The organism is Bradyrhizobium sp. RDM12, assembly GCF_051917485.1.
Lineage (GTDB): Bacteria > Pseudomonadota > Alphaproteobacteria > Rhizobiales > Xanthobacteraceae > Bradyrhizobium.
In genome coordinates this window covers 4431000-4443134 of the sequence record NZ_CM133064.1, presented here as the reverse complement: position 1 = coordinate 4443134, position 12135 = coordinate 4431000, and the positions used below count along the sequence as shown (strand labels likewise).

7 protein-coding genes and 3 pseudogenes are annotated in these 12135 nt (G+C 64.2%); 1 reads left to right on the top strand and 9 read right to left on the bottom strand.

Translation table 11 applies throughout. The features are described 5' to 3' along the window. Positions 1–84 precede the first annotated feature (84 nt). From ACTGJ9_RS21625 to ACTGJ9_RS21590, 8 genes and pseudogenes are all read right to left on the bottom strand, one after another. Positions 85–267, bottom strand: a pseudogene (locus tag ACTGJ9_RS21625) (EamA/RhaT family transporter); the annotation flags it as partial. Positions 268–304: 37 nt separating this feature from the next. Continuing rightward, positions 305–1097 (bottom strand): annotated as a pseudogene (locus ACTGJ9_RS21620) (NUDIX hydrolase). A gap of 4 nt (positions 1098–1101) precedes the next feature. Next, complete coding sequence (locus tag ACTGJ9_RS21615; RefSeq protein ID WP_456672762.1) at positions 1102–2055, bottom strand: dihydrodipicolinate synthase family protein; 954 nt, start codon at positions 2053–2055, stop codon at positions 1102–1104. 132 nt (positions 2056–2187) lie between these two features. Then, a pseudogene (locus ACTGJ9_RS21610) lies at positions 2188–3065 on the bottom strand (SDR family oxidoreductase). 164 nt (positions 3066–3229) lie between these two features. Beyond that, positions 3230–4090: a MaoC/PaaZ C-terminal domain-containing protein gene (locus ACTGJ9_RS21605; protein WP_456672761.1), complete on the bottom strand. Its 861-nt coding sequence runs from the start codon at positions 4088–4090 to the stop codon at positions 3230–3232. Between the two features lie 199 nt (positions 4091–4289). Continuing rightward, positions 4290–4679: a Zn-ribbon domain-containing OB-fold protein gene (locus tag ACTGJ9_RS21600; protein ID WP_456672760.1), complete on the bottom strand. Its 390-nt coding sequence runs from the start codon at positions 4677–4679 to the stop codon at positions 4290–4292. Next, positions 4679–5836, bottom strand: a complete 1158-nt coding sequence (locus ACTGJ9_RS21595; protein ID WP_456672759.1) for a thiolase domain-containing protein — start codon at positions 5834–5836, stop codon at positions 4679–4681. The genes ACTGJ9_RS21600 and ACTGJ9_RS21595 overlap by 1 nt, the downstream gene beginning before the upstream one ends. Before the next feature lie 499 nt (positions 5837–6335). Then, positions 6336–9827, bottom strand: coding sequence for an indolepyruvate ferredoxin oxidoreductase family protein (locus ACTGJ9_RS21590; RefSeq protein WP_456672758.1), 3492 nt, complete (start codon positions 9825–9827; stop codon positions 6336–6338). A 281-nt stretch (positions 9828–10108) separates the two neighbouring features. Between ACTGJ9_RS21590 and ACTGJ9_RS21585 the strand changes: the two genes are divergently transcribed. Next, on the top strand, positions 10109–11320 hold the full coding sequence (locus tag ACTGJ9_RS21585; RefSeq protein ID WP_456678583.1) for a cytochrome c: 1212 nt from the start codon (positions 10109–10111) through the stop codon (positions 11318–11320). A gap of 123 nt (positions 11321–11443) precedes the next feature. Here ACTGJ9_RS21585 and ACTGJ9_RS21580 read toward each other — a convergent pair whose 3' ends face one another. Further along, positions 11444–12088, bottom strand: a complete 645-nt coding sequence (locus ACTGJ9_RS21580; RefSeq protein WP_456672757.1) for a trimeric intracellular cation channel family protein — start codon at positions 12086–12088, stop codon at positions 11444–11446. Positions 12089–12135 lie beyond the last annotated feature (47 nt).

Genomic DNA, 12135 nt, shown 5'->3' with positions numbered 1-12135 from the left:
GGAACCGGACTCCATTCACCCCCAATATACGCTGTATCGCCCCTCCGGGGGAACATGCCTCCGCCGGCCGGAACGGGCTGTTTTTCATGATGGTTTAGCGACAGCCGGACGTCGGGCCGGAATCGTCATGGCGGCAACACCGAGGACGACGCAGGCCAAGCCAATCCAGGCCGTCTGGCTCAGGGTTTCTCCCAGAAAGGCGACGCTGATGGCGACCCCAATCGGGACACGAAGATAGGCCTGTGCGGTGGTGCCGACCGAGCCGAGCACGGCCTGCCAATACTTCGTTGGTTGTCGAAATGTCCTAGCCGACCGCGCCGACCTCGAACACCTCGCCGTCATAGCCGGCGTCGCGGGGAATGCGCAGCTGGCGGCCGCTGTCGGTCTTGGTCATCACCGGCATCACCGTGACGATCGACATCTCCCTGGCATGATCGAGCGCAGCGCTCACGCTGCCTTGCTTCGCCAGCCGGATCAAATTGCGCGTAGTCGGGAACGGCAGCTTGAAGCGGCCGCTCTCGCCGCCCTCAACCGCCTCGCGCGGCGAGACCCAGATCGAGTCGGTCGACTCTCGTCCGTCATGCGCGCCGAGCTGGTCGGGCGGCGCTGCCGCAAGAAAAACCAGGTGTCGAAACGCTTCGGCATGCCCTCCGGCGTGATCCAGTGTGCGTAAGGCACGAGCGTGTCGAGCGCGAGTTGGAGCCCGTTGTCGGCGAGAATGCTGAGGAAGCTGATCTTGTGCTCGTTGAGCGCGACGCGATGCTTGTCGGCGATCTCGCCGGCGCGCTTCGCATCAACGGGCGTGTTCGAGCCCTTCAAACGCGCCAGCAGGATGCCGCTTTCCTCAAACGTCTCGCGGATCGCAGCGATGCGGAAGCCGCGGTCCGCCTCGCCGAGACCCTCGCCCCCGAATACAGGTCGGACCGCTTGACGATCTCCTGATCGCCGGCATCGACGCTGCCGCCGGGAAACACCAGCGCGCCCGAGTTGAACTCGATCTGATGATGGCGGACCATCATGAAGACTTCGACTTCCTTTGCTGCGCCGTCGCGCAGCAGGAGGATGGTCGAGGCCGGGCGTGATGCTGATATCACCATTCAGCTAACCTGCGGCACTGGACTGCGGGCCAAAATTGGCGCGCTTGTCGACGCGGGCGACGCGCGACAGCAGGTAATCGACCTCGGCCTTCGCCGCCGGCGTGATGGTCGCGCCGGGCTTGCGCTGGGCGCTGGAGGCGATGATGCCGCGTTTCTGAAGCACGTGCTTGCGCACGGCAAGACCGGCGCCCGGCTGCTGCTCGTAGCGGATCAGCGGCAGATGGGCGTCGAACAGATCATGCGCGGCATCGCGCTTGCCAGCCTTGGACAGGTTCACGACGTCGATCAGAAGCTCGGGGAAGGCGTAGCCGGTCATGGCGCCGTCGGCACCGCGCTCCATCTCGAAATCCAAAAAGAGCCCACCATTGCCACAGAGAATCGACAGCGGACGCAGCGAGCCGTCCTTCTGGAAGTTGCGCAGGGTCGAGATCTTTTCGAGGCCCGGCCAGTCCTCGTGCTTGAGCATCACGCAGTTCGCATTGTCGGTGACGATCTTGCGGATCACGGCCGGCGTGAACACCACCGACAGGGTCAACGGATAGTCCTGGAGCACCCAGGGCACGTCAGGACCGATCGCCTCTGCTGCTTGCTTGTAATAGCCGATGATCTGGTCGTCGGTGCGGAGCGAGGGCGGCGGCGCGATCATGACGCCGGCGGCGCCTGCGTCCATCGAGGCCTTCGCCAGCGAGCGCATGGTGGCAAAGCCGGGTGCAGAGACGCCGACGATCACCTGCATCTTCCTGGCGCGCTTGACGAAGCGCACCGCCACCTGCTCGGCCTCGGCGGCATCGAGCTTCGGCGCCTCACCGAGGATGCCCAGCACCGTAACGCCGTCGCAGCCGACCTCCTCATAGAAATCGGTCAGGCGGTCGATCGAGCGCTCGTCGATCCTTCCGTCGTCGTGGAACGGCGTCGGCGCGATTGCGAAGGTGCCCTTGGCATCGGCGGTGAGTTTCATCGTCTTTCCCTGTCTCTCTCTATTCGTCATTTCGGGATGGCCCGAAGGGACAAGGCCCGGAATCTATAACCACAAGCCGGGGTTATGGATTCCGGGCTCGCGACTTCGTCGCGCCCCGGAATGACCGTGTGGCTAAAACCGCCGCGCGCCCATCTTGATCTGCTCCTCGGAGAAGAAGATCTCCTTGGCATGCTCAGCGATGTCCCGGGCGTTCCAGCCCGAGTGCGGGGGTTTCCAGCCTTCCATCTCCATCATCCGCATTTCGCGCACGCCGCGGGGCCCGGACACGCCCAGCACCTTCCCGGTCTGGTCGCCCGACAAGTCGCTGACCATGTATAGCACGGCCGGTGCGATCCCGTCCGGCCCCAGCGCCGCCGAGGGGTTCTCCTTATAGCGGGGCAGGTCTGCGGTCATGCGGGTCAGCGCGCCCGGGGCCAGCGTCCAGACCCGGATGTTGTATTTGCGGCCCTCGATCGCCAGGACGTTGGACAGGCCCCAGATGCCGCCCTTGGCCGCCCCATAATTGCTCTGGCCGAAATTGCCGATCAGTCCTGATGTCGAGGAGGTGTTGACGATGACGCCGCCGCCGTTTTCCCGCATCCAGCGAAACACCGGCAAGGTGCAACAAAAGGTGCCCTTCAGATGCACCTTGATGACCTTGTCCCAATCGGACTCACTGGCCTTGGCGAAGGTCTGATCGCGCAAGATACCAGCGTTGTTGACGAGGATGTCGGCGCGGCCAAAGTGCTTGATGGCGTCGTCGAACACCGATTGGCCGCCTTCCATGGTCGAGATGTCGGCACCATTCGCGACCGCCTTGCCGCCCTCCGCCTTGATCGCGTCCACCACAAGCTGCGCCATCGATTTGTCGGCGCCGGAGCCGTCGCGGGGCCCGCCGAGATCGTTGACGACGATCGAGGCCCCTTCCCGCGCGAACAGTTTGGCGTAGGCCTCACCAAGCCCCCGCCCGCGCCGGTGATCAGCGCAACCTTGCCGTCGAGTAGTCCCATGATGGCTTCTCCCTGTTTTTGTTGTTTTGTGTCCCGGACGCGATGCAGCGTGAAAGCTGCGTCGCAGAGCCGGGACCCGGCTTCTTGTTGGGTCGCTCTGGACCCCGGCTCTGCAGCGCAGCGCTGAAGAAGCGCTGCGCTGCGTCCGGGGCACGAGACCTTTCTTAACCCAGCACCGTCTTGCCGTTCTTGATCACGGTGACACCGCGCGACTTCACCTTGGCTTCGAACGAGATCGTGTTGCCGTCCTTCCAGAGGTCCATGGTCACGGTCTCGCCGGGAAAGACCGGAGAAGAGAACCGCGCGACGTGCTGGCGGAACGCGCTGACATCGTAGTCAGCATAGGTTTGCAGCACGCCGCGGCAGGTGATTCCGTAGGTGCACATGCCGTGCAGGATCGGACGCGGGAAGCCGGCCTTCTTCGCAAACTCCGGATCGGAGTGCAGCGGATTGCGGTCGCCGCAGAGACGATAGACCAGCGCCTGGTCGGGGCGCGTGACAATGTCGATGGTGTTGTCGGGCGCGCGCGAGGGGATCCTGTGCGGATCGGGTTGGGTCAGGTTCGGCCCGCCAAAGCCGCCGTCGCCACGGGCGAAGCGCGAGGCAACGAGCGTGGCGAGCTTCTCGCCCTTCTCGTTCTTCAGCACGGTCTGATGGCTGATAACGACGCCCTTGTCCTTGCCCTTGTCGTAGACCTCGACCACGGAGGAGTCGGCGGTGATGTTGGCGGCGACCGGCAGCGGCTGATGGAAGGTGATGTCGCGCTCGCCGTCGACCACCATCACGCGGTTGAGATTCATCTCGCCCGGACCCGAGCCCCACGCGGCAACCGATGCAAAGGTCGGCACCACCTTGAGCGGTCGCGGCGTGAACGTGCCTTCGTTGACGAAAGCGAGCTCGTTCTCGTCCATCGGATCGGCGCCGAGCCCGATGCCGCAGGCGTAGAGCATGACTTCGCGATCGCTGTAGGCATATTTCTGGCCGATGTTTTTGAGGCCTTTGAGTTCTTCGTATCTGGCGGACATTTTGTTTGTTTCCTCCCGGGATTCGTGTGCGCCGCTGCCAGTCGAAGTGCCCTCCCCTTGTGGGAGAGGGCTGCGAGAGCCCTGCGGCAAACTCGTTTGGCTGAGGGGTTGGCGCCGCAGTGAAAGTCTTTCTGCGGAGCGATACCCCTCATCCGGCGCTTCGCGCCACCTTCTCCCACAAGGGGAGAAGGGAAGAATCTTACGCCGGCGTAAAGAACGGCAGCGGGGCGCCGTCGGTCGGCTTGAACACCACTTTCACCCTCTGGCCGATCTTCAGCTTCTCGAGATCGCAGTCGACAAAATTGGTCTGCACCGACGGGCCCTCCTTCAGCGTGACGTAACCGATCGCATACGGACCGGTCGGCGACTTCCGCATCAGGCTCCAGGTGTAGATCGTGCCCTCGCCCGAGGCCTCTTCCCACACCGTCCTATCGGAATAGCAGAACGGGCAGATCGAGCGCGGAAAGTAATGCGCTTCGCCGCAAGCCGTGCAGCGCTTGATCAGGAACTTGCCCTGCTTGGCCGCGTCCCAGAACGCGGCGGTCTCGGGGTTCGTGACCGGGGCCGGATATTTTTTCGCGTCTACCATCACACGCGCTCCAGAATGGCGGTCGAGGCGGCGTGGCGAACACCCAAGAGGCCGCCGGTGCCGTGGGCGATGGCGAGATCGCAATTCTTGACCTGCACCTTCGGATGCGCCTCGCCGCGCAGCTGCCGGACGGCCTCGATGATCTTGGTCATGCCGCCGCGGTTGACGGGATGGTTGCTGCAGAGCCCGCCGCCATCGGTGTTGAACGGCAGCTTGCCGACACCCGAGATCAGATTGCCGTCGGCAACGAACTTGCCGCCCTCGCCCTTCTTGCAGAAGCCGAGGTCCTCGAGCTGCATCAGCACGGTGATGGTAAAGCTGTCATAGATCGAGGCGTATTTGATGTCCTTCGGCGTGATGCCGGCTTCCTCGAACGCACGCGGGCCGGACCAGATGCCGGCGGAGTAAGTGAGATCGAGATCCTTGCCGCCGCGCGGCCCCTTCATCGCCTCGCCATGGCCGATCAGCTTGACCAGCGGCTTCTTCAGGCTCCTGGCGATTTCGGGCGTCGTCACGATCAGCGCGCCGCCGCCATCGGAGACGACGCAGCAATCCATGCGATGCAGGGGATCGGAGATCATCGGCGAGTTCAGCACATCCTCGACGGTGACGACGTCCTTGAGCATCGCATGCGGATTGTACTGCGCATGGTGCGAGGCCGCGACCTTGATCCAGGCGAGCTGTTCCGAGGTGGTGCCATAGTCGTGCATGTGACGCATGGCACACATGCCATAGGCATTGTGCGTGGTCGCGCCGTAAGCGGACTCGAAATCGGCTTCCGCGCCGGCCGCGCGCGGCGGCATCACGCCCGTGCGCGGCTTGCCGGCCAGCGTGATCAGCGCGATCGAGCACTTGCCCGCCGCGATCGCTTCAGCCGCATGGCCGAGATGGATGATGTAGGAACAGCCGCCGGTCTCGGTGGAATCGACGTGCCGGAGCTTTTTGGTATTGAGGCCGAGATAATCGACCATCGGCCAGGCGCCGCCGGGCGCATCGCCCGCGCAGAAATAGCCGTCGACATCGTCCTTGCTGAGCCCGGCATCCTCGAGCGCGCCCTTGGCGACCTCGGCGTGGAGCTGGGCGGTGGATTTGTCCGGTGCATGCCGGGTCGGGTGTTCGTAGATCCCGGCAATGTAGGCCTTGCCCTTGATGGTCAATACAGAGGTCTCCGCTCGCGTTTCTTCTTGGCTCGTTTTTCTGAACCGCACCGGGCTGATTGGCAAGCGCGGAAATATTCCGTCGGGCGAGAGGATAGCGGCTTGGCGCAATTCACGCTGATGTCTCATGTCCCGGACGCGCTGCAACGCCTTAGCGTCGCTGCGCAGAGCCGGGACCCATGCCGCCCGCGCACGTCGTGGCAACATGGGCCCCGGCTCTGCAGCGCACCGCTAAAGAAGCGCTGCGCTGCGTCCGGGGCACGAGAGCTTCGATCGGCCAAAATCATAAAGGTGTTTTGCCCGACGGCACAAGCGATCTTCGCTTTTATCGAAAGCAGCCCGCTTTATGAAAACAACCCCATGCACAGTAGGACGGTGGTTGATTTCAAACAGGAAATCGGGTGGGCAAAGCGAAGCGTGCCCACCTCTTCAGACCGCAATGTTGGCAAGATGGTGGGCACGGCGCTTTGCGCCTTTGCCCGCCCTACGAAGGTTCTCGCTACTCCGCCGCGATCTGCCTTGGGGCCGGCGGCGGGCTCGCCAAATCCGCGGCGAGCTGCGCGTAACGCGCCTTGGCGTCCGCCACCGCCTTCTCCTTCACCGGGCCGTAGCCGCGGATACGGTCGGGCAGCGACAGCAGTTCGACGGACGTGTCGATCGTGAGCGGCGACAGCAGGCCGAGCACGGTGGCGACGTCCTTTTCGTAGCCTGTGATCAGATCGCGCTCGAGTTTGCGGTCGGCGCTGCGGCCGAAGATGTCGAGTGCCGTGCCGCGCAGGAATTTGAACTTCGCCAGCACACGGAATGCCTTCAGCATCCACGGGCCGAAGGCACGCTTCTTCGGTTGGCCCAGCGCATCGACGCCGGACGCCAGAATCGGCGGGGCCAGGTTGAAGCTGAACTTGAAATCGCCCTCGAACTGGTCGCGCAGCTGTTTTTCGAAGGCGCCGTCGGTGAAGAGCCGCGCGACCTCGTACTCGTCCTTGTAGGCCAGCAGCTTTGCGTAGTTGATCGCGACCGCGCGCGGCAGCGCGTCGCCATAGCCGCCCTTCTCCGCGGCATCGCGGACCTGGTCGACCAGCTTGCGGTAACGCTTGGCCAGCCGGCCATTCTGGTAAGCCGTGAGATGCCTTGTGCGGTGCTCGATCACTTCGTCGAGCGTCATGACATCCAGCGTCTTGGGTGCCGCAACCTCGTCCGTCCCCTTCAGCATGTCGGCAAGGCGCGCGGGGTCCGCGACCGCGAGGCGGCCGAGGCGGAAGGCTTCCTTGTTCATCTTGATCGAGACGCCGTTGACCTCGATCGCCTGCTCGATCGCTTCCGCTGACAGCGGCAGCAGGCCCTTCTGATAGGCATAGCCCATCATCATCATGTTGGTGGCGATGCTGTCACCCAGCAACTGCTCGGCCGGCTTGGTGAAGTCGAAGAACACGGAGTCCTCGTGCAGCGCCGTTTCCAAAAGCCCGTTCAGCTTGCGGGTCTGGAAGTTAAAATCGCGGTTGAGGACGAAATCGGCGGTGGGAATGACGTGGCTGTTGATGATGCCGCGGGTGCGGCCGGTGTCGCAGAGCGAGATCGTGTCCTTGGCGACCGCGACCACCTCGTCGGCGGCGAGCACGACGTCGGCGGTGCCGGTGACGATGCGCGAGCATGTCACCTCGGCCGGATGATCCGACAGGCGGACGTGGCTGAGCACAGCGCCGCCCTTCTGCGCGAGACCGGACATGTCGAGGATCATCGAGGCCTTGCCCTCGATATGCGCGGCCATGCCGAGCAGCGCGCCGATGGTGAGCACGCCGGTGCCGCCGACGCCGCCAATGGCGATGTTGTAGGGCTTGTCCAGGGTCGGGCGCGACGCCGGCTCGGGAATAGCACCGATGTCAGACAGATCGGCCGGCGCACGATGGCGCGGCGCCCCGCCGTCAATGGTGACGAAGGACGGACAAAAGCCCTTGAGGCACGAGAAATCCTTGTTGCAGGACGACTGGTTGATGGCGCGCTTGCGGCCGAACTCGGTCTCCAGCGGCTCGACCGAGATGCAGTTCGACTGCACCGAGCAGTCGCCGCAGCCTTCGCAGACAGCCGGGTTGATCATGACGCGGCGCGCCGGATCCTCCATCAGGCCGCGCTTGCGGCGGCGGCGCTTCTCGGCGGCGCAGGTCTGCACGAAGACGATCGCGGACGTGCCCTTGTAGTCGCGGCACATTTTCATGACGTTGTCGAGTTCGTCGCGGTGATACTTCTTCACGCCGGGCGCGATGGTGTCGGCCGGATAGGTGTCGGGCGCTTCCGAGACCAGGTAGATCTCGCGAATGCCCTCGGCGTGGAGCTGGAAGGTAATCTGCTGCGGGGAAAGATCGCCGTCGTGACGCTGGCCGCCGGTCATGGCCACGGCGTCATTGTAGAGGATCTTGTAGGTGATGTTGGTCTTGGAGGCGACCGCCTGCCGGATGGCGAGAAGGCCGGAGTGGAAGTAAGTGCCGTCGCCGAGATCTGCGAAAATGTGGTTCTCGTTGGTGAAGGGCGCGATGCCGACCCACGGCACGCCCTCGCCTCCCATATGCGTAAAGGTCTCGGTCGAGCGGTCCATCCACAGCGCCATGAAGTGGCAGCCGATGCCGGCCAGGGCGCGGCTTCCTTCGGGGACTTTCGTCGATGTGTTGTGGGGACAGCCGGAGCAGAAGTAGGGCGTGCGGGAGACAGGTGCTGTGGCCTGCATCTGGGTGGCCTGGCGGCCGTTGAACCAGTCGGCTTTGACGCGAAGCATCTCCGCGATCTCGGGGTTGAGATTCAATCGAAGAAGCCGCTCGGTGAGCGAGGTCGCAAGCGAGGCGACGCTGAGTTCGGCCGAGAATGTCAGGAAGCGCTTGTCGTGCTCGTCCATCTTGCCGACGATGCGCGGGCGAACGTCATCGCGCCAGTTGAACAGCTCCTGCTTCACCTGGTTCTCGACGATCTCACGGCGTTCCTCGACGATGAAGATCTCCTCGAGGCCCACGGCGAACTGCCGCACGCCTTCCGGCTCGAGCGGCCAGGGCATGCCGATCTTGTAGAGGCGAAGACCGATCTTGGCAGCGACCTGCTCGGTGATGCCGAGCTCGCGCAGCGCCTGGCGGACGTCCTCGTAGCTCTTGCCGGAGGCCATGATGCCGAAGCGGGCGTTCGGCGAATCCATGGTGACGCGGTTGACCTTGTTGGCGCGCGCAAAGGCAATCGCGGCAAAGCCCTTGTAGTCCTGCAGTCGCCGGTCCTGCTCGAAACGGTCGTCAGGCCAGCGCAGATTGAGGCCGCCGGGCGGCAGCTCGAAATCGGGTGGGATGATGAAAGGCTTCATCTCGTCGGTGAGGTCGATCTCGGCGGTGGTCTCCACCGTCTCCGTGATCACCTTCATGCCGACCCAGCAGCCCGAATAGCGCGACATCGCGATGCCGAGCAGGCCCATCTCGATCATCTCGTGGATGCTCGACGGATAGAGATACGGCATCAGGGCCGAGATGAAGGCGTGATCGGACTGATGCGGGACCGTCGAGGACTTTGCGCCATGGTCGTCGCCGGCGAGGCACAGCACGCCGCCGTTCCTAGCGGAGCCGGCGGCATTGCCGTGACGAAACACGTCGCCGCAGCGGTCGACGCCGGGGCCCTTGCCGTACCACATGCCGACGACTCCGTCGTATTTGGCGCCGGGCGAGAGGTTGAGCTGCTGCGAGCCCCAGACGGCGGTGGCAGCCAGGTCTTCGTTCACGCCGGGCTGGAACTTGATGTTGTACTGCTCGAGATGCTTTCGCGCGGCGAAGAGCTGCTGGTCGTAGCCGCCGAGCGGCGAGCCGCGATAGCCGGAGATGAAGCCCGCCGTGTTCAGGCCTGCGGCACGGTCGCGGCGGATTTGAGCCATGGGCAGGCGGACCAGCGCCTGGATGCCCGTCGTGAAGATATGGCCGGTGTCCTGGGTGTATTTTTGATCGAGACTGATCGGACCCTGGTTGATGCCCATGTTGTCCTCTTTGCCGCCCTGCTCAGGTCTTGCTCATTAAGCCGTTGCCTGCCCGTTGTTTTTAGCTAGGGCGCGCCGACCACCTCCGCCACTCTATGTCGGATATTTAACGCGGCGCATCACAAATCTGGGCCTTCGGCGGGGACGGGAAAAAAACGCAATTTCGTGCCCGGAAAGGCATGGCGGTTTTCAATTTGTGTCACCATAGCCCGGCGTCACGAAACGACGTGCCGCCCGTAGGATGCGAATGGGCTGATGAGTCGCAGCAAGAAGGGTCGATGATGCGGAGGATTCTGGCGAGTCTGGTCTTGTGCAGTGCGGTTGCCGGTGCAGCCGTTGCCGCCGAGCCGTCGCCCGAGCTGATCGCCTACGGCAAGACATTGGTCGAGGCCGGTGACTGCGCCGGCTGCCACACCGCCGATCCCGCAAAACCGTTCGCCGGCGGCAAGCGCATCGACACACCCTTCGGCGCGATCTATGCGCCGAACCTGACGCCGGACCGCGACACCGGGATCGGCACCTGGAGCGATGCGGATTTCACCCGCGCGGTGCGCTATGGCACGGCGCCGGACGGCTCGCTCTACTACCCGGCCTTCCCCTACCCCTACTTCACCCGGATGACCAAGGACGACACGCTGGCGATCCGCGCCTATCTCGGCACGCTCTCGCCGGTCGTCAGCCGCAACAGGCCGCCGGAGCTGCGCTGGCCGTTCGGCTATCGCGGTTTGATGCGGGCCTGGAGGCTGCTGTTCTTCACACCCGGCCTGTTCGAGCCGGACCAGAGCAAGAGTGCGGCGTGGAACAGGGGCGGCTATCTCGTCACCGGGCTTGGCCATTGCGGCGCCTGCCACACGCCGAAGAACTATTTTGGCGCGGACAAGACCGTGCAGGCGCTGTCGGGCAGCGAGCTTGGCGGCTGGTATGCGCCGCGGCTTGATGGCGCCGCCCGCACCGGCCTGCAGTCGTGGAGCGCGGACGACATCACCGAATATCTGCAGAGCGGCCGGAACGCGCGGAGCCACGCCGGCGGGCCAATGGCCGAGGTGATCGTCAATTCGACCTCGAAGATGAGCGATGCCGATGTGCGCGCCATAGCAGCGTATCTCAAGGACCTGCCGCCGGTACGGCGCGAACCGAAGGTGACGCCGCCTGATGAGGCCGAGATGAAAGCGGGCCAGGCCGTCTACGCAAAGCTCTGCATCGCCTGCCATGAAGCCGACGGCTCTGGCGCGCCGCGCATCTACCCGCCCCTGCCGGCCAACGCGCTGCTGCAATCGATCAACCCGTCCTCCACCCTGCGCATCATCCTCGACGGCGCCCACACCGTGACGACGCCGCGGGCGCCGAACACCGGCGAAATGCCAGGCTACGCCAAGCAATTGTCCGATGACGAGATCGCGGCGGTGACGAACTACATCCGCAATTCCTGGGGCAACGCCGGCCCGCTGGTGACGCCGGCGCAGGTGGCGAAGGCACGCGGACAGGAGCCGTAGCTCTCCGGTGCATCCTCTCTGTCATTGCGAGCGAAGCGAAGCAATCCAGATTGCCTCCGCGGGAAGACTCTGGATTGCTTCGCTTCGCTCGCAATGACGTGGATAGAGCGGTGGATAGAGCCGCTACCGCTCCTCATCTCCCGTGAACACGAATTTCGGCATTTCCCATTTGTAGCGTACCGCGAGCAGGCGGAAGCTGATGCCGACGACAAAAGTCAAAATGGTCCAGAGCTCGGCGTTGAGCTCGAGACCGAACGCGGTGGCGTAGAACAATCCGGTCACCACCGAGACGCTGGCGTAGAGCTCGGAGCGAAACAACAGCGGCACATCGTTGCAGAGCACGTCACGCAACACCCCGCCGGCACAGCCCGTCACCATGCCGGAGACGATCACGATCGGCAGCGAAGCATCCATCTGCCAGGCGATGTCGCAGCCCGTCATGGTGAAGACGACAAGGCCGATGGCATCGAGCACGATGAAGGCGAGCTTGAGCCGGTGCACGAGCCGCGCGAACAGGATGGTGAGGAAGGCCGCGCCGCCGGCCAGCGCGAGATAGATCGGGTTTTGTACCCAGGCCAGCGGATAATGGCCGAGGAAGAGATCGCGCAGCGTGCCGCCGCCGAGCGCGGTGATGCAGCCGAGGAAGCAGACGCCAAGCCAGTCCATGCTGCGGCGGCCGGCCGCGAGCGCAGCCGTCATGCCCTGCGCGGCGACCGCGACCAGGGACAGGAAATGCAGCACGCTATCGCTCGGCGGCAGGCTCCACATCGCCTTGTTTCCTCTTCATCGATGGAACCATCGCGCCGGGTTCCCGA

Excerpts from the sequence above, each read along its gene's own strand:
- ACTGJ9_RS21615 (WP_456672762.1), bottom strand. The coding sequence starts at position 2,055 with ATGAAACTCACCGCCGATGCCAAGGGCACCTTCGCAATCGCGCCGACG.
- ACTGJ9_RS21605 (WP_456672761.1), bottom strand. The coding sequence starts at position 4,090 with ATGTCCGCCAGATACGAAGAACTCAAAGGCCTCAAAAACATCGGCCAG.
- ACTGJ9_RS21600 (WP_456672760.1), bottom strand. The coding sequence starts at position 4,679 with ATGGTAGACGCGAAAAAATATCCGGCCCCGGTCACGAACCCCGAGACC.
- ACTGJ9_RS21590 (WP_456672758.1), bottom strand. The coding sequence starts at position 9,827 with ATGGGCATCAACCAGGGTCCGATCAGTCTCGATCAAAAATACACCCAG.
- ACTGJ9_RS21585 (WP_456678583.1), top strand. The coding sequence starts at position 10,109 with ATGCGGAGGATTCTGGCGAGTCTGGTCTTGTGCAGTGCGGTTGCCGGT.
- ACTGJ9_RS21580 (WP_456672757.1), bottom strand. The coding sequence starts at position 12,088 with ATGTGGAGCCTGCCGCCGAGCGATAGCGTGCTGCATTTCCTGTCCCTG.